Source organism: Caldicellulosiruptor morganii (assembly GCF_026810225.1).
Taxonomy (GTDB): Bacteria; Bacillota; Thermoanaerobacteria; order Caldicellulosiruptorales; family Caldicellulosiruptoraceae; genus Caldicellulosiruptor; species Caldicellulosiruptor morganii.
In genome coordinates, this window is the sequence record NZ_CP113865.1 from 1143015 (window position 1) to 1166774 (window position 23760).

The 23760-nt window shown below is 36.2% G+C and carries 20 protein-coding genes; 18 read left to right on the forward strand and 2 right to left on the reverse strand.

Features of this window, described 5'->3' with window-relative positions:
* The first annotated feature begins 2 nt into the window (after window positions 1-2).
* The 8 genes from purD to uvrA all read left to right on the forward strand — a co-directional run bounded on the left by purD (window position 3) and on the right by uvrA (window position 11531).
* Window positions 3-1268 carry a phosphoribosylamine--glycine ligase gene (gene purD / locus OTK00_RS05560; RefSeq protein WP_045169400.1) on the forward strand — a complete coding sequence of 422 codons (1266 nt, stop codon included), beginning with the start codon at window positions 3-5 and terminating at the stop codon, window positions 1266-1268.
* A gap of 79 nt (window positions 1269-1347) precedes the next feature.
* Window positions 1348-1506 carry a rubredoxin gene (gene rd / locus OTK00_RS05565; RefSeq protein WP_082054626.1) on the forward strand — a complete coding sequence of 53 codons (159 nt, stop codon included), beginning with the start codon at window positions 1348-1350 and terminating at the stop codon, window positions 1504-1506.
* Window positions 1507-1615: 109 nt separating this feature from the next.
* On the forward strand, window positions 1616-2917 hold the full coding sequence (locus OTK00_RS05570; RefSeq protein ID WP_045169402.1) for a hypothetical protein: 1302 nt from the start codon (window positions 1616-1618) through the stop codon (window positions 2915-2917).
* Window positions 2914-5463 (forward strand): DNA polymerase I, encoded by a 2550-nt coding sequence (polA, locus tag OTK00_RS05575; protein ID WP_045169403.1) that lies wholly within the window; start codon window positions 2914-2916, stop codon window positions 5461-5463. Before OTK00_RS05570 ends, polA begins: the two co-directional genes overlap by 4 nt.
* A complete protein-coding gene (gene coaE, locus OTK00_RS05580; protein WP_045169404.1) occupies window positions 5450-6049 on the forward strand; it encodes a dephospho-CoA kinase in 600 nt (199 codons plus the stop codon). Before polA ends, coaE begins: the two co-directional genes overlap by 14 nt.
* A complete protein-coding gene (locus OTK00_RS05585) occupies window positions 6046-6609 on the forward strand; it encodes a lytic transglycosylase domain-containing protein (RefSeq protein ID WP_045169405.1) in 564 nt (187 codons plus the stop codon). The genes coaE and OTK00_RS05585 overlap by 4 nt, the downstream gene beginning before the upstream one ends.
* A gap of 81 nt (window positions 6610-6690) precedes the next feature.
* Window positions 6691-8676: an excinuclease ABC subunit UvrB gene (gene uvrB / locus OTK00_RS05590; protein ID WP_045169406.1), complete on the forward strand. Its 1986-nt coding sequence runs from the start codon at window positions 6691-6693 to the stop codon at window positions 8674-8676.
* 26 nt (window positions 8677-8702) lie between these two features.
* A complete protein-coding gene (gene uvrA / locus OTK00_RS05595; RefSeq protein ID WP_045169408.1) occupies window positions 8703-11531 on the forward strand; it encodes an excinuclease ABC subunit UvrA in 2829 nt (942 codons plus the stop codon).
* Between the two features lie 43 nt (window positions 11532-11574).
* Here the strand turns inward: uvrA and OTK00_RS05600 are convergent, their stop codons facing one another.
* Both OTK00_RS05600 and OTK00_RS05605 read right to left on the reverse strand, forming a co-directional pair.
* Window positions 11575-12759, reverse strand: coding sequence for an NAD(P)/FAD-dependent oxidoreductase (locus OTK00_RS05600; protein ID WP_045169409.1), 1185 nt, complete (start codon window positions 12757-12759; stop codon window positions 11575-11577).
* A 15-nt stretch (window positions 12760-12774) separates the two neighbouring features.
* Entirely contained in the window at window positions 12775-13977 is a 1203-nt protein-coding gene (locus OTK00_RS05605; protein WP_045169410.1) for an FprA family A-type flavoprotein, read from the reverse strand.
* A gap of 150 nt (window positions 13978-14127) precedes the next feature.
* Between OTK00_RS05605 and OTK00_RS05610 the strand changes: the two genes are divergently transcribed.
* The 10 genes from OTK00_RS05610 to atpD all read left to right on the forward strand — a co-directional run bounded on the left by OTK00_RS05610 (window position 14128) and on the right by atpD (window position 23739).
* A complete protein-coding gene (locus OTK00_RS05610; protein WP_045169411.1) occupies window positions 14128-14742 on the forward strand; it encodes a hypothetical protein in 615 nt (204 codons plus the stop codon).
* An 81-nt stretch (window positions 14743-14823) separates the two neighbouring features.
* Complete coding sequence (locus tag OTK00_RS05615; protein WP_045169412.1) at window positions 14824-15786, forward strand: AEC family transporter; 963 nt, start codon at window positions 14824-14826, stop codon at window positions 15784-15786.
* Window positions 15787-15812: 26 nt separating this feature from the next.
* Window positions 15813-17348, forward strand: a complete 1536-nt coding sequence (gene guaA, locus OTK00_RS05620; RefSeq protein ID WP_045169413.1) for a glutamine-hydrolyzing GMP synthase — start codon at window positions 15813-15815, stop codon at window positions 17346-17348.
* Between the two features lie 459 nt (window positions 17349-17807).
* A complete protein-coding gene (locus OTK00_RS05625; RefSeq protein WP_045169415.1) occupies window positions 17808-18488 on the forward strand; it encodes a F0F1 ATP synthase subunit A in 681 nt (226 codons plus the stop codon).
* Window positions 18489-18509: 21 nt separating this feature from the next.
* Entirely contained in the window at window positions 18510-18722 is a 213-nt protein-coding gene (atpE, locus tag OTK00_RS05630; RefSeq protein WP_045169416.1) for an ATP synthase F0 subunit C, read from the forward strand.
* Between the two features lie 107 nt (window positions 18723-18829).
* Entirely contained in the window at window positions 18830-19321 is a 492-nt protein-coding gene (atpF, locus tag OTK00_RS05635; protein ID WP_045169417.1) for a F0F1 ATP synthase subunit B, read from the forward strand.
* Window positions 19322-19323: 2 nt separating this feature from the next.
* Entirely contained in the window at window positions 19324-19863 is a 540-nt protein-coding gene (atpH, locus tag OTK00_RS05640; RefSeq protein ID WP_045169418.1) for an ATP synthase F1 subunit delta, read from the forward strand.
* Between the two features lie 15 nt (window positions 19864-19878).
* Window positions 19879-21402 (forward strand): F0F1 ATP synthase subunit alpha, encoded by a 1524-nt coding sequence (gene atpA, locus OTK00_RS05645; RefSeq protein ID WP_045169419.1) that lies wholly within the window; start codon window positions 19879-19881, stop codon window positions 21400-21402.
* 12 nt (window positions 21403-21414) lie between these two features.
* Window positions 21415-22293, forward strand: a complete 879-nt coding sequence (gene atpG / locus OTK00_RS05650; protein WP_045169420.1) for an ATP synthase F1 subunit gamma — start codon at window positions 21415-21417, stop codon at window positions 22291-22293.
* A 42-nt stretch (window positions 22294-22335) separates the two neighbouring features.
* Window positions 22336-23739, forward strand: coding sequence for a F0F1 ATP synthase subunit beta (gene atpD / locus OTK00_RS05655; protein WP_045169421.1), 1404 nt, complete (start codon window positions 22336-22338; stop codon window positions 23737-23739).
* The last annotated feature ends 21 nt before the right edge of the window (window positions 23740-23760 follow it).

Genomic DNA, 23760 nt, shown 5'->3' on the forward strand with positions numbered 1-23760 from the left:
GAATGAAGATATTGATCGTAGGAAATGGTGGGCGTGAACATGCTATTGCCTGGAAGATTTACAACGAAGGTTACAGAGATCTGTTCTGTGCGCCTGGAAATGCAGGGATTTGCGAAATTGCAAACTGTGTTGATATAAAGGTAAATGAATTTGGCAAGCTGAAAGACTTTTGTATAGAAAAGGAGATAGACTTTGTGATTGTCGGTCCGGACAATCCGCTTGCAGACGGAATTGTTGATTATCTTGAATCATTTGGCATAAAGACATTTGGTCCGACCAAAGATGCCGCAATGATAGAAAGCAGCAAGGTATTTGCGAAGGATCTTATGAAAAAGTATGGTATAAAAACAGCAGGATACAATGTATTTTACAGCTATGAAGATGCGATTGATTTTGTAAATAAAAACCCAAAATACCCCATTGTCATCAAGGCAGATGGGCTTGCTCTGGGTAAGGGTGTGACAATTGCTCAAGACAGGCTTGAGGCATTAAATGCTCTCAATCTCATGATGAAAGAAAAGGTGTTTGGGGAAGCTGGAGAGAAGGTTGTCATTGAAGACTATTTGAAAGGTGAAGAGGTATCCATTTTTGTCATTTCCGATGGCAAAGACATTGTACCATTAACAGTTGCACGGGACCATAAAAAAGCGTTTGATGGAGATAAAGGGCCAAATACAGGTGGAATGGGAGCTTTTTCGCCATCAAGGCTTGTTGATAAAAGACTTTTTGAGGACATACTTGAAAATATAATGCTAAAAGCAATATACGGAATGAGAAAGGAAGGAAGACCGTTTAAGGGTGTGCTATACGGCGGATTAATTTTAACAGAAGAAGGACCTATGGTTTTGGAGTTTAACTCAAGATTTGGCGACCCTGAAGCACAGGCCATTTTACCACTTATGAAAAGTGAGCTTTTGGAGATTATGGTAAAAGCCACAGAAGGTAATTTAAAAGGTGTTGAGGCAAAATTTTCGGACCAGTTTTCAATTTGTGTTGTGCTTGCCTCAAAAGGCTATCCTGAAAAATATGAAACTGGCTTTGTAATTCAGGGTTTGGATAGACTTGAAAGTGATACAATTGTATTTCATGCCAATACGAAGTTGGATGACAGTGGCAGAATAAAAACAGCCGGCGGCAGAGTGCTGAACATTGTAAGAGTTGATAGCACACTCAAAGATGCAAAGATGAAAGTATATAAAGAAATTAATAAGGTTCACTTTGAGAATATGTTTTACAGAACTGATATAGGTGACAAAGAAATCTTTTAGATTTCCTGTTTAAGGGCAGTTCAAATGAGGTATAAATAATGTGTCAGAAAAATTTTAAGGTAAGGAGTGGAGGTATAAATTGGATATCTGGGTATGTTCAATATGTGGGTATGAGTATGATCCACAAAAAGGAGATCCTGAAAACGGCATTCAACCAGGGACCAGGTTTGAGGACTTACCAGATGATTGGGTTTGTCCTGTTTGTGGTGTTGGTAAGGATATGTTTGAGAAAAAATAAAGAGCTTTTAAAATTTGTTGCCCTGAGTCGTCTTTAAGTTTGATGACTTAGGGCTTTTTTATGGTGTATAATAGTTAATATAAACAGGTATAGAAAGGCAAAAAGAAGAATGGTACTTGAAAATCACTGTTATATAGAGATTGATGGACAAATAAAAGAATTAGGAGAAAAAGTAGATAAAGTTTCATATGAGTTTTTGTACACTCAAAATGGTTTGAATGTAAATATAGATTTTAAAAAGCCTTCATCAGTAAACAGTATAGCATTGGCAATAGATATAAAGGGTTTTGAAGTTCTGTTTATGGAAAAACTTCAAAAAGGTCAAAATGGTCTTGTCTTTTCACCTTCTGATTTTCAGAAAGTAGTTTTAAGAAAAGGAAAAAAATATTTTCTGTTGAAACTTTCGGGATTTTCGAATATAGAAAGTAGATTCTTTAGATTTTGCACAAAAATAAAAAACCGACTTTTGTATATAGGCTTTTTTAGCTCATTTTCTTTAGATGACAATACTGTATGCTTTTACTATCAAAATTTGCTGACATCTGTGTATGCCGGGAAAAACTCTAAAGTTAATATAAATATTGAGATTTTTGAAGGAGACTCTTTATACAACTGTATTTTAAAATCAAGCAGTGCTATCAGATATTATGATATAAAATATGAAATTTTTAAAACCCCATATAAAAATCCTATTAAGATAATTGAAATTGATAAGTGCCAGGAAGAAGATATTGCAAGAAAGTTTGGAATGTCGCTGTTTGTACCCGGCAAGATATTAAAGCTGTTCTTTTTATATTTTTCAAAAAAATCAGCTAATTTTCATTTTATCTATGATTCTACATTGCAGGCATCGAGCATGTATTATTTAAATCTTTTAAAAGTTTCGAAAATACAGCAAACTACTCTGATTTACCTCAAAAAGCAAATTGAAGATCTTGTTTTGAATGAAGATAAAATATATTGCAACTTTTACCGTAAAAATATTATGTTAACTGAACTGAAGACTTATTATCATCTACCTTACATTCTACTTTTGTATTTTCAACTATGTCATTTGAGTTTGAGTGAACCAGTTCAAGAAGTTGAAAGGATAATAGAAGAGATTGAACTTAATGTTGTAAGGCACTTTAAATTTTTTTCTGACAGGACCCTGCTCAATATTGAAAATTTTGAAGAAAGATTTGACAATTTCCTTTTTGCTCAGGAGACAATGACAATTTATATCTGCTATGAACTTTATAAAATGCTTTTTAAATACTATGAATACTCAAGTTATCAGAGGATAGCCGAGGAGTTAAAAGGTTTACTTGTTTTGAATTATAATTTTAATAGTGGACATTTTTACACGAATAACTACTCTTATAACAAAGAAGAATCAATTAAACTTGTTGAAAGGGTAGATAAAAGATGAAATTTGTTATTTTTGATGGGAATAGTATTCTGTATAGAGCTTTTTTTGCCTTGCCACAGCTTACTACCTCAACAGGCATACCTACAAATGCTATATATGGTTTTTTGAATGTGCTGTTGAAATACTTAGATTCTGAAAAACCGGATTACGTAGCAGTGGCTTTTGACAAAAAGGGAAGAGCTGCCCGAAAAAGTGAATATGAAGAATACAAGGCTAACAGAAAACCAATGCCAGATTCTCTTCAGGTTCAGATACCTTACGTAAGAGAAATACTTGCTGCTATGAACATTCCTGTATTAGAATGTGAAGGGTATGAAGCTGATGACGTTATAGGCACACTTGTAAATAGATTTAAAGCCTGGGATTTAGAGATTGTGATAATAACCGGAGACAGAGATACACTTCAGTTACTTGATAAAAATGTAATTGTCAAAATAGTCACAACAAGGTTTGACAGGACAACTAAAGATTTGTATACTGTAGAAAATGTCAAAGAAAAATATGGTGTTTTTGCGCATCAGGTTGTTGACTATAAAGCGTTAGTAGGTGATGCGTCAGACAATATACCAGGTGTTAAGGGAATTGGAGATAAAACTGCTATAAAGCTGTTAGAAGAGTACCAGACTCTGGAGAATATATATCAGAATCTAAATAACATTAAAGGATCGCTAAAAGAGAAGTTAGAGGCAGGAAAAGACATGGCATTTTTATCAAAAAGACTGGCTACTATCATATGCGACTTACCAATTGAGGTGAATCTTGAAGAATTAAAAACCAAAGAATGGGACAAAGAAAGACTTTATCAGATTTTACTTCAACTTGAGTTTAAAAGCTTTATTAAAAGACTGGGCTTTTCAGAAGAGATTAACTATGCAAGGCAGAACTTTCAGCTACCTGAATTTAGTATTAAAGAACTTCGTGATGTTTCAGAAATAGAAGGCAAAGAAATCTATCTATTGTACTCAGATGAAGAAGGACTTTTTTATATTTATGACCATCAAACCTCAACCATTTTTACAACTTCTGATAAAGAAGCTATTAAAGATCTTTTAACAGTCCAAAGCATTCAAAAGGTTGTATATGATTTAAAAAATATACTCCATAAGGTGGACTTTGATGAAGCTAATCAGATAAAAAATTGTAATGATGTTATGTTGGCTTCATATGTTTTGGACAGTACACGCAGTTCGTACGATTTGGAAACATTGTTTATTTCTTATCTCAACACTGATATAGCTGCAATCAAAGAGAATAGATGGGCTGGTGCTACTGTTTTATTAAGAAATCTTTGGGATGAACTTTCAAAACTCATTGATTTAAACTCGGCACAATACGTTTATGAAAGCATAGAGATGCCTCTTGTTCCCATTTTATATGAAATGGAGAAAATCGGTTTTAAGGTTGATAAAAACACTTTGCAGGAGTATACAAAAGAGATTGAGAGCAAGCTTTTAAAGCTGGAATCACAGATTTATCAAATAGCCGGTGAATGGTTTAACATAAACTCGCCAAAACAACTCTCATATATATTATTCGAAAAACTGAAGCTTCCGGTTGTTAAAAAGACCAAAACAGGATATTCAACAGATGCCGAGGTATTGGAAGAGCTGTATGATAAACATGACATAATACCGCTTATTCTGGATTATAGAATGTATACGAAAATACTGACAACTTACTGTCAGGGGCTGGTTCAGGCAATAAATCCTGCAACTGGAAGGATTCATACCAACTTTATTCAGACAGGTACGGCAACTGGAAGACTTGCAAGTGCAGAGCCCAATCTGCAAAATATTCCTGTAAAATATGATGAGGGAAAGCTAATAAGAAAGGCATTTGTTCCAGATAAAGGTTATGTGTTGATAGATGCTGATTATTCTCAGATTGAGCTTAGAATACTTGCACATATCTCTGAGGATGAACGACTGATAAATGCCTTTAAAAATAACCTTGATATTCATTCACAGACGGCGGCAGAGATCTTTGGTGTGGATATAAGTCAGGTTACACCAATTATGCGAAGCCAGGCAAAAGCAGTTAACTTTGGAATTGTATATGGTATATCTGATTATGGACTTTCACGGGATATAAAGATTTCAAGAAAAGAGGCAGCCGAGTTTATTAATCGTTATTTTGAAAAGTATCCCAGAGTAAAAGAATATTTGGACAATGTTGTCAAGTTTGCCCGTGAAAATGGGTTTGTTTTGACAATATTTAACAGGAAAAGATATATTAAGGATATAAAATCTACCAATAAAAACCTGAGAAACTATGCAGAGAGAATAGCAATGAATTCACCTATCCAGGGAAGTGCTGCAGATATTATGAAAATAGCAATGATAAGAGTTTATAAAAAGCTAAAAGAAAACAATTTAAAATCAAGAATTATTCTGCAGGTCCATGACGAACTTTTGATTGAATCACCCTATGAAGAGAAAGAGATAGTAAAGGAAATAGTAAAATCGGAGATGGAAAATGCGGTTTTGTTGAAAGTTCCTTTGGTAGTTGAAGTGAAAGAAGGTTCAAATTGGTATGAAACAAAGTAAGGTTTTGGGAATCACAGGGAAGATTGGCTCTGGCAAGAGTACCGTGAGTAGCATATTGAAGGAATATTATGGTTTTGATATTATAGATGTTGACAGGGAATACCATTGGCTTTTGCAAAACAGCAATGAGCTAAGGTTAGAGTTACTAAAGACCTTTGGAGATGGGATTCTGGTAAACAATCAAATTGATCGAGCTCAATTGAGGAAAATTGTTTTGTCTTCTGATTCAAATATGGAGAAGCTGAACCGTATTACTCATCCTGCCATCTTTGAAAGAATAAAGTTCTTAACTACTGAAAAGTACAAAGACAAACCTGTAGTGGTGGATGCTGCTCTTTTGTTTCAAATTGGACTTGACAGGCTTTGTTCTGTAATCTGGTATATTGAATGTGAAAAAGAAGCTATTATTGAGCGGGTAGTTAGAAGGAATGGATATAATATTGAAGAGATTGAAAAGTTCTTGGAGAGACAGAAAGATATTGAAAAGTACAGGAATTTAGCAAACAGAGTGATTGTAAATAACTCAGATATTGAAAATTTGAAAGCTATTGTAGGAAAATATCTCAAAGAGGATGGTTTGATTTGAAAAAAAAGATTGTAGTAATTATATTGCTTTTGATTTTTCTTTTGTTTTTTGAGCGATTTTACTTTTTTATTTTAAAACAGGTGTATCCATTGAGGTTTACAGACAGTATTAAAAAATATAGCAAAGCGATAAATGTGGACCCATATTTAATATGTGCAATAATAAAAAGTGAAAGCAATTTTAACCAGTTTGCCGTATCCAGAAGAGGTGCAATAGGGCTTATGCAGCTATCACCTCTTACTGCCAAATGGGTTGCTTGTAAACTTGAATTGGATTACAGCAGAGAAAAGCTATATGACCCCGATTACAATATTCTGCTCGGCACATGGTATATAAAATACCTTATAGATTACTACAAAAACGATACAAAGCTTGCGGTTGCGGCATATAATGCCGGCATGTCAAATGTGGATAAATGGCTTTATCAAAAAGACAGAGCTACTTTTGAGATAGATGAAATTCCTTTCAAAGAGACAAACCATTTTGTGAGAAGGGTTTTCAAAAATTACGAAATATACAAAAGGCTATATAAAAGTGAATTTGAAAATGGTGATGATTGAGTTTTAAAGCCTTGCAATTTTTCCCAAACATATGTTTGAAATTCGATTTGCATTATTGTAAAATAAATTTGGTGATAGAGTATGAAAAAATTTAAACTTGTTTCAGATTTCAAGCCGACAGGCGACCAACCCAGAGCTATTGAAATGCTCACTGAAGGTATTCTAAAAGGTGAAAGATTTCAGACCTTGCTTGGCGTTACCGGCTCAGGTAAGACATTTACAATGGCCAAGGTAATAGAAAATGTTCAAAGGCCCACTTTGGTCCTGGCACATAATAAAACGCTGGCTGCTCAGCTTTGCAGTGAGTTCAGAGAGTTTTTTCCTGAAAATGCTGTAGAGTTTTTTGTAAGCTATTATGATTATTACCAGCCAGAAGCTTATATACCCGAGACAGACACATATATTGAAAAGGACTCCTCCATCAATGATGAAATAGATAAACTGCGACACTCTGCGACCTCTGCTTTATTTGAAAGAAGAGATGTAATAATCGTAGCAAGTGTCTCATGTATTTATAGCCTGGGTAGTCCAGAGGACTACTTAAATTTAACACTGTCATTGAGGCCCGGGATGACGAAAGATAGAGATGAAGTGATAAGAGAGCTTATTAGAATGCAATATGAAAGGAATGACATTGATTTTAGAAGAGGCAGGTTTAGAGTACGTGGAGATGTGCTTGAAATATTCCCTGCATCAACTACAGACAGAGCAATCAGAGTAGAATTTTTTGGAGATGAAATAGAGAGAATCACAGAGTTTGATGTGTTAACCGGTGAGATAATTGGAAGAAGAAATCATGTTGCAATATTCCCAGCATCACACTATGTAACAACCTCTGAGAAGCTAAGAAGAGCTATTAAAAGTATTGAAGAGGAACTTGAACAAAGACTTCAAGAGCTAAGAAATATGGGTAAGCTTGTCGAAGCGCAAAGGCTTGAGCAAAGGACACGATACGACATAGAGATGCTTCAGGAAATGGGCTTTTGTAAGGGGATAGAAAACTACTCAAGACATTTGACTGGCAGACCACCCGGAAGTCCTCCTTATACCTTGCTTGATTATTTTCCAAAAGATTTTATAATGTTCATTGATGAATCGCATGTTACAATTCCTCAGGTAAGGGCTATGTATAACGGTGACAGGGCAAGAAAAGATTCACTTGTGGAATACGGCTTTAGACTACCATCTGCTTATGACAATCGCCCTCTTACATTTGAGGAGTTTGAAGAAAAACTCAACCAGGTTATATTTGTAAGTGCAACACCGGGTCCTTATGAACTCAAGAAATCCTCAAGAGTTGTTGAACAGATTATAAGACCCACAGGGCTTGTCGACCCAGAAATTGAGGTGCATCCTGTCAAAGGGCAAATTGACCATTTGATTGGCGAGATAAGAAAAAGAGTGGAGAAGAACCAGAGGGTTTTGATTACAACACTTACAAAGAAGATGGCAGAAAGTCTTACAGATTACTTGAAAGATGCAGGAATAAGAGTGAGGTATATGCACTCGGATATTGACACAATAGAGCGTATGCAGATAATAAGGGATTTGAGACTTGGAAAGTTTGACGTTTTAGTGGGGATAAACTTGCTTCGTGAAGGGCTTGATTTACCTGAAGTGTCACTTGTTGCCATTCTGGATGCCGACAAAGAAGGATTTTTGCGATCAGAGACCTCACTTATTCAGACAATTGGACGGGCTGCACGTAACGTTGATGGTAAAGTGATTATGTACGCTGACAGAATTACGAATGCTATGAAAAAGGCTATTGAAGAGACGAACAGGCGAAGAAAGATTCAAATAGAGTACAATCAGAAGCATGGGATAGTGCCTCAGACTGTAAGAAAGGGAATAAGACAGATTATTGAAGCCACTATTTCTGTTGCAGAAGAGGAAGAAAAGTATGAAAGTATAGAAAAAGACATTTTAAATAACATGTCTAAACAGGAAATAGAAGAATATATAAAAGAGCTTGAACAGCAAATGAAGAAATTGGCAATAGAACTTGAGTTTGAAAAAGCAGCTAAGATAAGAGATAAAATATTCGAATTAAAGAAGCTACTTTAGGGTACTTCCAAAAAGGAGAATGCAAAATGTCTAAGGAATATATCATAATAAAAGGTGCAAAGGAACACAACTTGAAAAATGTAAACCTGAAACTTCCAAGAGATAAGCTTATAGTGTTTACCGGTCTTTCAGGTTCAGGGAAATCTTCTCTGGCTTTTGACACCATTTACGCAGAGGGACAGAGAAGGTACATTGAGTCATTGTCCTCATATGCACGCCAGTTTTTGGGTATGATGGAAAAGCCGGATGTAGAACATATAGAGGGACTGTCGCCTGCTATATCCATTGACCAGAAGACAACATCCAAAAATCCTCGCTCCACAGTTGGTACAATTACAGAGATTTATGATTATCTGAGACTTCTGTTTGCAAGAGTTGGAAAGCCTCACTGCTATAATTGCGGTAAACCCATATCACAGCAGACAGTTGACCAGATGGTTGATGAGATAATGAAGCTTCAAAAAGGGACAAAGATTCAAATTATGTCGCCTGTTGTAAGAGGTAGAAAAGGAGAGTATCAGAAACAATTTGAGGAGCTCAGGAAAAGTGGGTTTGCTCGGGTGAGAGTTGATGGTATAATCTATGAGCTTGAAGAGGAGATAAAGCTTGACAAAAACAAAAAGCATAACATTGATGTTATTGTTGACAGACTTGTGGTCAAAGATGGTATAGAGTCGAGGCTTACAGGTTCGATTGAGACAGCATTGGAACTTTCAGGTGGAATTGTAACTATAGATGTTGTTGGCGAGAGAGAAATTATATTCTCACAGAACTTTGCATGTGTTGACTGTGGAGTTTCGTTTGAAGAGATAACTCCACGTCTTTTTTCATTTAACACTCCCTATGGTGCGTGTCCGACCTGTATGGGGCTCGGGTACTTGCAAAAAGTTGATCCTGACCTGTTAATTCCTGACAAGTCGATGCCTATAGGTCAGGTTGCTATAAATGGATGGAATTTTAGTGAGACAAATTCATATGCCAGAATGGTTTTAGAGTCATTGGCAAAAGAATACAATTTTAGTTTAAACACTCCTGTAAATAAACTTGATAGGAAGATTCTTGATATCTTTTTGTATGGCACAGGAGAGGAGAAAATAAAGATTTACACTCCACGCAGAGTTTATTATGCCAGGTATGAAGGGCTTGTGAATAACCTTGAAAGAAGATATAAAGAGACTCAATCAGAATATGTAAAACAAGAAATCGAAGAGTACATGAGCACATTTACATGCCCTGACTGTCTTGGGAAAAGATTAAAAAAAGAGGCACTGTCAGTATTAATTGAGGGAAAGTCAATTGCAGATGTTGCTGATATGACAATCTTGGAGACAAAAGAATTTTTGCAAAATTTAAATTTACAGGGTAAAGACAAGATTATTGCAGCGCCTATTCTAAAAGAGATTTTAGCAAGACTGGACTTTTTGATAGATGTTGGACTTGATTACTTAACACTTTCACGTTCGGCAGGTACTCTTTCAGGGGGGGAAGCACAGAGAATAAGACTTGCAACACAGATTGGTTCTGGACTTGTAGGAGTTTTGTATATCCTTGATGAGCCAAGTATTGGTCTTCATCAACGTGATAACCACAGGCTTATAAAAACTTTGCAGAGGCTCAGAGACCTGGGCAATACGTTAATTGTTGTTGAGCATGATGAAGATACAATAAGGTCGGCTGATTATATAGTCGACATAGGACCGGGGGCAGGGGAGCATGGTGGCAGAATTGTCGCAGCTGGTACATTGGAAGACATAATTTCCTGTGAAGAGTCCATCACAGGTCAGTATCTTTCGGGTAAAAAGAGAATAGAGATTCCTCAGGAAAGAAGAAAACCGGATGGTAGATGGCTTACAATAAAGGGGGCCTGTGAAAACAATCTAAAAAATATTGATGTTAGCTTTCCAGTTGGGCTTTTTACCTGCGTGACGGGAGTTTCAGGATCCGGTAAAAGCACATTGATAAATGAGATACTTTACAAAGCTGCAAGTTCTATACTGAATAAATCAAAGGAAAAGCCGGGCAGGTACAAAGAGATAATTGGGCTTGAACATTTTGATAAAGTAATCAATATAGACCAGTCGCCAATTGGAAGAACTCCACGTTCTAATCCTGCAACTTATACAGGTGTTTTTGACTTTATAAGGGAGATATTTGCCCAGACACCCGAGGCAAAAATGCGTGGATACAAAGCAGGAAGGTTTAGTTTTAATCTCAAAGGTGGAAGATGTGAGGCTTGTGGTGGAGATGGAATTATAAAAATTGAAATGCACTTTTTGCCCGATGTATATGTTCCCTGCGAAGTGTGCAAGGGTAAGAGATACAATAGAGAGACTTTAGAGGTAAAATACAAAGACAAGACAATAGCCGATGTTTTAGAGATGACTGTTGAAGAAGCGCTTGAATTTTTCAAAAATATTCCAAGGATTAAGGCAAAACTTCAAACACTCTATGATGTGGGACTTGGCTACATCAAACTTGGTCAGCCATCAACAACACTTTCCGGTGGTGAGGCACAAAGGGTAAAACTTGCAACAGAGCTTTCTAAAAAGGCAACGGGTAGAACTTTGTATATTTTGGATGAGCCAACAACTGGACTTCATATGGATGATGTGAACAAGCTTATAAATGTCCTGCAGAGGCTTGTAGATATGGGTAACACGGTTATTGTTATTGAGCACAACATGGATGTTATAAAGGTTGCTGACTATATAATTGATTTAGGACCGGAAGGTGGAGACAGAGGCGGTGAGGTTGTCGTGGCTGGTTCGCCAGAAGAGGTTGCAATGTGTGAGAAATCTTACACAGGTATGTTTTTAAGAGAAATTCTAAAAGACAGGATTTTTGCAAAAAAATAAAGGGGTATTTACACCGTTTAATAAAAGGTGTAAAGCCCCTTGTTTATTTTATGTCAAGGTACCTTTCTATCCACTTTTGATCAACTTCCTGATTTAAAAATTTACTTATCTGGAAGTGTGTTTTTGTATCATTTATGAGCAGATACCCAATCAATTTGTTTTCTCTGACCACAAATTTTTTATAGATTATCTTTTCTTTGTTAAGAAATTCAAAAAGATTTGAATCTTTTACGTCATTTATAATACCAGCAGAGACTATCTCCATTCCGAATGCTTTCAGAAAGTATGGTGTTAGTTTTCTTTGATATTCGACATTTTGTCCAAGGATGTTTTTACCAACCACCCTGGCACTTTCAACTGCAAAAGTCCATGTTCCAGGATTTTGGTTATCAAGATATGCTACATCTCCACATGCAAATACATCTTCTATTGAGGTTTGCATTTTGTTATTTACACCAATGCCATTTCTGTAGCTCAGTATTTGTTTGTTGTTGACAAAATCTGTATTTGGTATGACACCTGCCGAAAAAATCACAATGTCCGAGAAAATCTCTTTATTGTTTGAAAGAAAAATTTTCAACTTACCGCTGTTTTTTTCTATTTTCTCAACCCTGGAATCAAGAATTACATTTATCCCTTTTCTTTTTATCTCTTCTTCGAAAAGGGTAGCACCTATTTCATCCAACTGTTTTGGCAAAAGTTGTTTTGCCATTTCAATCAAAGACACTCTTTTACCTTCAAGCATTGAAGAAAGTTCTAATCCTAAAAGACCTGCGCCTATAATAGTTATATCAGAGACTTTCGGGATGGTTTCCTTCAATCGTAAAAGGTCTTCATATGTTCTCAAATAAAAAACATCATCTCTTGCTGTGATGTCAACCACATCATCGCCGCCATATGCTCTGGCACCAGAAGCAATTACAAGCTTTTTATACTCAATTTTATCGTTTGAGTATGATACAACTTTTCTGTCAAAATCAACTCCAGTCACAGGTGATTTTAGATAGATTTTTATATTGTTATTTTCAAACCACTTTTTAGGTTTTATAAAAAATTTTTCATCGATAGAACTGAAAATATAATAAGGCAGTTTCAATCTGTAATAGGGCAACACCTTTTCATCACTTAACATACATATTGAAAGCTTGAAATCCTCTTTTCTTATCTCTTCTGCAACCGTTAACGCAGAAACCCCACCACCAACAATCACTACATCAAATTTCTCCATTTTTAACACCAGCTTTTACTCTTTTATCTTTTCAGCAAATAGTATACCAAATTCATATGCCTTTTTTAACTCCTCATCGTTTGGTTTGAAGTTTACTTTCAGACCAGGTTCAATTACTTTGAACCTTAGCTGTTTTAATCTTGCTTCAATGTTCGAAACAGCTTCTCCACTCCAGCCATATGACCCAAAGGCAGCAGCAATTTTGCCTTTATGAACTATTGGGTTTAGCCTTATCAATATTTCATATATTGGTAAAAGAGCATCTGAGTTTATAGTGGGTGAACCAAACAGAACACCTTTTGCTCCATATATCTTTTCCAGGATTTCTTCCATTTTGTGCTGGATGGCATTGAATATAAACACATCTATACCAGCATCTTCTATAGCTTTAGAAATCTTTTCGGCAAGCATTTCTGTGTATCCATATGCCGAAACGTAGACAATTACAACATAGGGTTTTTCAGGTGTTTTTAGGAGTTCTTCTGACCATGACCTGTAAAGACCAATAAGCTGGTCTTTATAATTTGTCAAAACTGGACCGTGACCTGTTGCAATGACATCAATTTTCAAATCTTTTATCTTTTCAATCGCTTGAAGTACATAACTTTTAAATGGAGACATAATCACATCATAGTAGTACTTATAAGCATCCATAAATCCTTCTCTGTCATTATTCATTACCCAGTTTATGTCAAGATTTTCTGTACTGTAATGACAGCCAAAAGAATCACAGGTAAAGAGTATACTATCCTCTACAAGGTAAGTGTAAATGGAATCAGGCCAGTGTAAAAAAGGAGCAGAGATAAATTTCAATGTTTTGTCACCCAGGGATATTTGATCTCTGTCATTGACAATTTGAAATTCATAATCTTTGTTCGTAATCTTTTTTAGAAATTTCATGGCAGAGCTACTACCCAGTATTTTTATCTTCGGATTTATCTCAAGCAATCTTTCAATTGAACCTGAGTGATCTGGTTCTGTGTGATTTACTATAAGATAATCAATCCTTGCAGGGTCAATTATTTCTTTGATATTGTCCAGAAACTGATCAAAAAACTTATATTTTACATTTTCAATAAGCGCAACTTTTTCACTCCCAATTACAAGATAAGAGTTGTATGTTGTTCCATACTTTGTATACATTACAATATCAAATATTCTAAGTTCAGGGTCTTTTACCCCCACCGAGTATACATTTTCTTTTAATTCTGTATACATTGTGATTTCACTCCCCTTGTCAAAAAAGTTTCATATTCAAAATTATTTATACCCCGCAATTTTTTTTGTAAACAAATTAGGTTATATAAAATTTTGCTTAGTAATATATTGTAGTATAGAAACACTAATTATTAAAGGAGACAGGGGAAGATGCTAAGTAAAGTCTCAAATCGATTTTTAGCTGTTACAATCTTAGCCATATTTGTAATTGCATTGGTTGGTATAATTTTAAACAAAAGCCTGGAAAATGCAAAGATAACATCTACTGAAATACAAAAAACTGCACAAACTCAAACACAAGAGGTTGCAAAAGTAGATAATCTTAAAGGTTATCTTCAAGTAATGGTAGTGGACAGCAAGACCGGAACACCTGTTGAGGGGGCAAATGTAGTCTTTTCTAACCTGGATCAATTATATACAACAGGCAAAGACGGAAAAACGCAGGTTATTCCAATGAACATAAAATCAACAGGAGATGGAGGAATTACATCCCAGCCCTATGAGGAGGTAGTGATCGGGGTTTTTAAACAAGGATATGCAGATTATCTCTTATTTAATGCAAAGGTAAGACCCACAACACAAGACAAGCCGCAGCTCAAAGTTATACGAATTGTAAAAGCTTCAACTGCATATGCTTCTCCTGTTTTTGCAATGGAAAAGTATTCATCAGACATGGCAAAAGAGGTAATGAACAAAATGAAGGCAAAGCTAAATTCACTTGCAAATTCAGCACAGGAAATTGAGGAGATAGAAATTAGTGAATAAAGCGCCTTGTAAAATGGCACTTTTTTTTTATATAATAGAGCTTGTACAGAAATCTCTTTTATCGGAAAGGTTATAGCAGAGATGAACCAGGAAGTTTTGATTCTTTTAAAAAACATTTTATACCTTTTTGCAGTTATATTTATTGGTTTTATTGGAACTAAAACAAGATTGTTTTCATCAACCATAAAAGATGCTGTAAGTGAACTGATAATAAAAGTGACTGCTCCGATTCTGTTATTTACAACCATAAGCAGCAAACCCTATTCTTCAGAAGTGGTTAAGAATGTTTTTACATTGATAATTTCAGCTTTCATTGGAATTATGTTGCTGCTCGGTGTAGGATACATAACAGCAAGGTTTTTTAAACTTCAGGGGAAAACATTTTACACACATATTTTTTGTTCAGCTTTTGGAAATACTGGTTTTCTGTCTTTTCCGCTGTTGTATTCAATCTTTGGTGAAAAAGGTGTATTTTATGCTGCAAGTTATAATATAATGCATGATTTTCTGGCCTGGTCACTGGGACTTTCAATAATAACAAAACATAGTAATGAAAAAACTAAATTTGGCTTTATAAATGCAAATTCAATTGCTATTTTTTCGGCATTTATAGTCTATCTTTTAAAAGGGGTTTTATCCAGTGAAGTTTTAACCTGCTACAATAAAATTTTTTTCACTATTTATGATGCTTTAAATCCTTTTGGGAAAACCACCATCTATTTGTCCATGTTTTTTATTGGCTGTCTTTTAGCAGATGTCTCTTTTAAAGATACAATAAAGACATATCCTGCCTATGGAATTGTTGCACTCAAAATGGTAATTATTCCTGTGCTATTTATGTATCTTACAAAATATATGCACCTTGATAACTTTACAAGACTTATTATTGTGCTGCAGACAGGGATGCCAACAGCGATTATAAGTTCAGTGCTTTCATACAGGTATAAAGCGGATAGTTCATATGCTACACGTACAATATTTATAACAACACTCTTTTCTCTGTTGACAATTCCTATCCTTGTGTTTATATATTATCATATTTAAAAATTCTGAAGAAAGGATGGTTAATTTTGCAACATGAAATTGTTATTGTACTTGATTTTGGAGGGCAATACAATCAACTGATTGCAAGAAGGGTTCGTGAATCTGGTGTTTATTGTGAAATCTGGCCATATGACACACCCATAGATAGGATAATTGAAAAAAGACCAAAGGGAATAATCTTTACAGGTGGACCATCAAGTGTGTATGAAAAGAATGCTCCAATTGTTGATAAGAAAATATTTGAAACTGGCATTCCGATTCTTGGCATATGCTATGGGAATCAGCTTATTGCACATCTTTTAGGGGGAAAGGTATCAACTGCTCTTTTCAGGGAATATGGAAAAACACATATAAAATACAACACAAATTCGCCTTTATTTGCGGGCTTACCAGAGCATTCAGTCTGCTGGATGAGCCATACTGACTTTGTGGAAGAACTTCCGGAGGGCTTTGAGATTCTGGCTTCTACAGAAAACTGTGCTATTGCTGCATTTGGCAGCAGAGAAAAGAGAATTTATGGTGTTCAGTTCCATCCGGAGGTTGTTCATACTGAACATGGGCAGGAGATAATAAAGAACTTTCTGTATAATATCTGCGGATGCAAAGGTGACTGGAAGACCTCATCTTTTATAGAAGAAAAAATAGATGAGATAAGAAGAATTGTTGGCAATCAAAAGGTTGTATGCGCACTTTCCGGTGGTGTTGACTCTTCTGTTGCGGCAGTACTTGTTCACAAAGCCATTGGCAAAAATCTTTTTTGTATATTTGTGGACCATGGGCTTTTGAGGAAAGGAGAAGCAGAAGAGGTCATAAACACATTCAGAGGGCAGTTTGATATGAATGTAATTATGGTTGATGCAAAGGACAGATTTTTAAAAGCGCTTGCCGGTGTAAAAGACCCTGAAAAAAAGAGGAAAATAATAGGAGAAGAGTTTATACGTGTTTTTGAAGAGGAAGCAGCAAAATTGGGAGATATAAAGATTTTAGTTCAGGGTACAATCTATCCTGACGTGGTTGAAAGTGGAGTTGGAAAAGCTGCTACAATAAAAAGTCATCACAATGTAGGTGGTCTTCCACAACAAATGAAGTTTGAAAAGATAATTGAACCCCTGAGAGAGTTGTTTAAAGATGAGGTGAGAAGGGTAGGAATAGAATTAGGAATTCCTGAAAGGATTGTATATCGTCAGCCGTTTCCCGGACCTGGTCTTGCAATAAGGATAATTGGTGAGGTTACTGAGGAAAAGCTTGAAATACTCCGGGAGGTTGATTGGATTTTCAGGAGAGAAATTGAAGCTTGTGGACTTGACAGGGAGATTTGGCAGTACTTTGCGGTACTTACTGACATGAAAAGTGTTGGTGTGATGGGTGATGAGAGAACATATGATTACACTGTTGCGCTCAGAGCTGTTACAAGTGTTGATGGAATGACAGCTGATTGGGCGAGGATTCCCTATGATGTTTTAGAAAGAGTTTCAAACGAGATTGTGAATACTGTAAGAAAGGTAAACAGAGTTGTATATGACATTACTTCAAAACCGCCTGCTACAATTGAGTGGGAGTGATGTCAAAAAATTTTTTATAAAAGCTTGAATTTTGTAGCAAATGGGTGTAAAATATTTAATAAGTGGATTTGTGTGATGTGATATGAAGGATATTGTAAGCTTTGCTTTTAAGGTGTTGTGGATTGTAAATTTCATATTCTATGTGATAATATTTGCTTTCTCCAGAAGTATATCTGCTTTTGTTACAGTAGTTCTCAGCAGCTTGATACTGTTATGTATTTTATATTCTCTGTTATCTCTTTTAAAATTTGCACTAAAAGGCAAAATTAACTTTGGTTATTTTTTGATTCATAATTTTGCTATTGCAGGCTTGATACTGTTTTCAGGTTTTATTTTTAAATTCTATAAAAGAGAGTTTTTATATCTTATTTATGCCTTAATAAGCTATCCTTTGTTTATTGTAATTTCATTTATTATAGCTTACACCTATAAAACACTGTCAAGGAAGTGAAAAGTAAAATGGGCGAAGGTGTGATGAAGGTTTTATTCACTATACCGATTGGCAAGGGGATTCCTGTGAGGGTAGCTGTTGTTGAAATGTGGGGAGTAATGGCATTTTTAATTATACTGGCATTTTATCTCACATCCAACATGAAGTTGGTTCCCACAAAAAAACAAATGGTAGCTGAATTCATAGTTGACTCAATAAACAAGATTACCAAAAGTTTTTTGGGTCATTACTGGCATATATTTGCTCCTTATTTGGGTACGCTATTTTTGTTCTTGCTTTGTCTTAACCTGTTAGGACTAATAGGACTTCAGCCACCCACAAGTAATCTAAACGTAACTGCAAGTTTTGGTGTTATGTCAATCTTGGTATTGCTAATTTCAACCATTATTCTAAAAAACCCGGTCAGATGGTTTTTGGACCATTTCAAACCCATGCCAGTAATATTTCCTTTTAAGTTCTTGGACTATTTCACAAGAACTCTTTCACTTTCTGCCCGATTGTTTGGCAACATCCTTGCTGGTGTTACCATAATGGAATTAGTATATCACGGGCTTATAAAGGCTCATATACCTCCTGTTGGTATACCAGCAGCGTTGAGTTTATATTTTGACATCTTTGATAGTGTTCTACAGGCAGTAATCTTTACATTTTTGTCCATGATTTATTTATATGAAGCATTGGAAGAATAAAAAATTTGGAGGTGTTCTGTTATGACAGCATTGGCAGCAGCTATAGCAATGCTTGCAGGAGTGGGTGTAGGTATTGGTATTGGTATCGCAACTGCTAAGGCAGCCGAGTCTGTGGGAAGACAGCCAGAGGCATTTGGACGAATCTTTCCACTGTTCTTGCTTGGTGCTGCTTTGGCAGAAGCTGTTGCAATCTACAGTTTTGTTATTGCGTTTATGTTAATTACAAAAATTTAAGCGCTCTCCAGATAGCTTGGGGAGCGTTGTCTCTTATTTTCAAAATTGGATTTTAGATTTATAGTAAAACATTTGGTAGAGAGACAGAGAAGGAGATGATCAAATAGATGTTTGATCTTGCTATCTTTGAAAACATGTTTTTCTGGGCTGTTATAAACTTTTTGATACTTTATCTGGTTTATAGAATATTCTTTTTCAAAAAAGTAACTGCTTTTATGGAAAAACGTTCACAGATAATTCAAGAACAGCTTGACTTTGCTGCAAAGTCAAAAGAAGAGGCTGTAAAATTAAAGGAAGAATATGAAAACATCTTATCTCAGGCACATGCGAAGGCAAACGAGATAGTCCAGAATGCCATGATTGAAGCACAAAAACAGGCTGATAAAATTATTGAAGATGCCAGACTTGAGGCAAACAAGATTATAGAGAATGCTCTCAAGCAGCTTGAAATTGAGAAGAAAAAACAAATCAATGAGCTCAAAAATCAGTTTGTCTCGATTGCTCTTCTTGCTGCATCAAAGGTGATTGAAAAGAATTTAAATACAGAAGAAAATAAGAAAATGGTTGAAAATATATTTGATGAGGCAGGGGTTGCTTAAAAATGTTGCCAGCAAAAAGATATGCCGAAGGGCTAATTAAGCTTGCTGAAGAAGAGCATAAGCTTGAGAAGTTTTTTGAGGATCTCTTTAAAATATACGAGCTGTTTAGGACAAATAGACAGTTTGTAGATACTTTGTTTGACCTTGAAATGAAAATATCGCAGAAGAAAGAAAAGATTAAACAATTCCTTGATGAAAGCATTGATAGATACATTATCAATCTCGTCTGTTTGCTAATCGATAAACGAAGAGAGATTTTACTTCCGTATATACCTTTTTACTATAAAGAAATGTATGACAGGATAATGGGCAATGTAGATGTTGAAATTATTATATCAGAGCAAATTGATGAGAATGCTTTGAAAAAAATATCCAAGTGGCTTTTAAAAAGGTATGGTGTTAAGAATCCTCGTTTTAAAATTAGGATTGATAAAAGTATCATTGGTGGGATAAAGCTTCTGTTCAACAATATTGAGGTTGACGCTACAGTTAAAGGTGCATTAGATTCCATAAGAAAAGAACTTATCCAGAACGCTGTGTAGGGGTGATGATTTAAGATGGTCGATGTAACAATAAGACCAGATGAAATTGCTTCAATTATTAAGGAGCAAATAAAAAACTATGAAAAGAAAATAGAAACAAGTGACATTGGCGTTGTAATTATGTCCGGTGATGGTATTGCAAGAATACATGGCCTTGATAATTGCATGGCTGGTGAGCTTTTAGAATTTCCTAACAATGTTTATGGAATGGCACTTAATTTGGAGGAAGACAATGTTGGATGTGTAATCCTGGGTAATGACAAAGAAATCAAAGAAGGAACAGTTGTCAAAAGGACAGGTAGGGTAGTAGAAGTACCTGTGGGAGAAGAGCTTTTGGGTAGAGTAGTGAATGCTCTGGGTCAGCCTATTGACGGTTTGGGTCCCATCAATGCAAAAAAATACAGACCGGTTGAAAGGATAGCACCTGGCGTTATTGAAAGAGAACCTGTTAAAACCCCTCTTCAAACAGGTATTATGGCGATTGATGCTATGATTCCAATCGGAAGAGGTCAAAGAGAGCTTATTATTGGGGATAGACAAACAGGTAAAACAGCCATAGCAATTGATACAATTATCAACCAGAAAGACCAGGGAGTATACTGTATCTATGTAGCGATTGGTCAAAAGGCGTCAACTGTCGCACAGATAGTACACACCCTAAAAGAATATGGTGCAATGGATTATACCATTGTTGTCAGTGCAACTGCAAGCGATTCAGCACCGCTTCAGTTTTTAGCGCCGTATGCAGGGTGTGCGATGGGAGAAGAGTTTATGGAATTTGGCAAAGATGCACTGATAATCTATGATGATTTGTCAAAGCATGCAGTTGCATACAGAGCAATGTCACTTCTTTTAAGACGTCCACCTGGTCGCGAAGCATATCCCGGGGATGTTTTTTATCTTCATTCAAGACTTCTGGAAAGAGCTGCAAAGTTAAATAGCCAGCGTGGTGGTGGTTCGCTTACTGCACTACCCATTATTGAAACCCAGGCTGGTGATGTTTCGGCATATATTCCTACCAATGTAATTTCAATCACTGATGGTCAGATATATCTTGAAAGCGAGCTGTTTTATGCTGGTATAAGACCTGCAATAAATCCAGGTATATCGGTCTCAAGGGTGGGTGGCAATGCCCAGATAAAGGCTATGAAAAAAGTTGCTGGACGACTCAGACTTGACTTAGCTCAGTACAGAGAGCTTGAAGCTTTTGCTCAGTTTGGTTCAGAACTTGACAAATCCACCCGTGAAAGACTTGCTCAGGGTCAGCGAATAGTGGAGACGCTAAAACAACCTCAATACAGGCCACTGCCTGTCTGGTATCAGGTTGTCATACTCTACAGTGCAGTAAATGGATATTTAATGGATATAGAAGTAAATAAAGTTAGAGAATTTAGCGAAAAACTGGTTCAGTATATTTCTGCAAACTATCCACAAATATTTGATTTTATAAAGGAGACAAAAGACCTGACACCTGAAAATGAAGAGCTTTTAAAGAAGGTAATTGTTGAATTCAAGGATAGATTCAAAAGCAGTAAGTAGGTGAAACAGAAGATGGCAAACAAGACAAGATGGATAAAGTCAAGAATTAGAAGTGTAAGTGAGACAAAGAAGATTACAAGAGCTATGTATTTGATTTCTGCATCAAAAATGAAAAGAGCGCGGGACAGGCTTGACTCAACAAGACCTTATTTTGAGAAGATACAGGAATTTATGAAAGATCTTGTCGTACATGGTATAAAGGCAAATCATATACTCTTTGAAGGGTCGTACAAAGAGGGGCAGAAAAGAATAGGTGTAATTGTCATCAGTGGTGACAAGGGCTTGTGTGGAGGTTATAATGCCAATGTATTGAAAAACATGTTGAATTTATACGAAAAGATTTCAAAAGACAAAGATGTATTATTCTTTCCTATAGGTAATGTTGGGAAAAACTTTTTGGAAAGACATGGTTACAAAGTAGCAGACAATTTTAACTATCAAACCCAGTTAGTATCTGTAAAAGTTGTAAAGTTAATTGCCCAGGAGGTTATAAGAAGGTATTATAAAGGGGATATTCATGAGCTTTATATCATCTATACCAAACTAATTTCCACAATTAAACAGGATGTGATTGTAAAAAAACTTCTTCCTCTTGATGCAGCTGAATTTGTCACCGGCGAGGTCAAAACAAATGAATCAATAAAATATGAACCAAGTCTTACAGATGTACTTGATGTTGTTATATATGAATACCTGAAAGGGATAATATTTGGAGCAATGATGGACTCGTATGTAAGCGAACTTGTAGCAAGGATGACTGCAATGGACAATGCAACCAAGAGTGCCGATGAAATGATTCAGAAGCTGATTTTGAAGCTCAACCGTGAACGCCAGGCAGTGATTACCCAGGAGATATCAGAAATAATAAGCGGTGCAGCTGCTTTGAAATAAATAACCATTTTAAACTTGATTTTAAAAGGAGTGTAGCCCGAGATGAAACAAAATGTTGGTTATGTAGTTCAGATTATAGGTCCTGTTGTGGACATAAGATTTGAAAGTGGAAATCTTCCAGCCATTAACAATGCAATAGAAATTAATTTTGATGGTAAGACACTCGTTGCCGAAGTGGCCCAGCATCTGGGCAACGACACAGTACGTTGTGTTGCTCTGGGTTCAACTGATGGACTTAAAAGAGGTGTGAAGGCAATTGACACAGGCTCTCCTATTAAGGTGCCTGTTGGAAGAGGAACGTTGGGAAGAATCTTCAATGTTCTGGGACAGCCAATTGACAATAAAGGCGAGGTACAGGCAACAGATTACTGGCCCATTCACAGAAGTGCACCTTCGTTTGAAGAGCAGGTGCCTGCAGTGGAGATTTTTGAAACAGGGATTAAAGTAATAGATCTTTTAGCACCATATGCAAAAGGTGGAAAGATTGGGCTTTTCGGTGGTGCAGGTGTTGGTAAGACTGTTCTCATTATGGAGCTTATCAGAAACATTGCAACAGAACATGGTGGATTTTCTATTTTTACTGGTGTTGGTGAGCGAACAAGAGAAGGGAATGAACTGTGGCTGGAGATGAACGAATCAGGTGTCATAGAAAAGACAGTTTTGGTTTTTGGTCAGATGAATGAGCCACCGGGTTCAAGAATGAGAGTTGCGCTCACTGGTCTTACAATGGCTGAGTATTTCCGTGATGTAGAAGGACAGGATGTGCTTTTGTTCATTGACAATATCTTCAGGTTCATCCAGGCTGGTTCCGAGGTATCAGCACTTTTGGGGAGAATTCCATCGGCGGTTGGTTATCAGCCAACACTTGCCAATGAGGTGGGTGCTTTGCAGGAGCGAATAACCTCTACAAAAAGAGGTTCAATAACCTCTGTTCAGGCAATTTATGTTCCTGCTGACGACCTCACTGACCCGGCTCCTTCTACTACATTTGCTCACCTTGATGCAACAACTGTTTTGTCAAGACAGATTGCTGAACTTGGTATATATCCGGCTGTTGATCCGCTTGACTCTACATCCCGAATACTCGACCCACGCATTGTTGGTGAAGAACACTATTATGTTGCAAGAACAGTCCAGCAGATTTTGCAAAGGTATAAAGAGCTGCAGGATATTATTGCAATATTGGGTATGGATGAACTGTCTGAAGAGGACAAACTGATTGTTTATAGAGCAAGAAAGATTCAGAGATTCCTTTCTCAGCCATTTTTTGTTGCTGAGGCTTTTACAGGAAGACCGGGAAGGTATGTTAAGCTAAAGGACACAATAAGAGGCTTTAAAGAAATAATTGAAGGCAAAATGGACCATATTCCTGAGCAATACTTCTACATGGTAGGGACAATTGATGAGGTTTATGAAAACTATGAGAAAGATATGAAAGGTAAATAAACTTTGAGGTGATATTCTAAA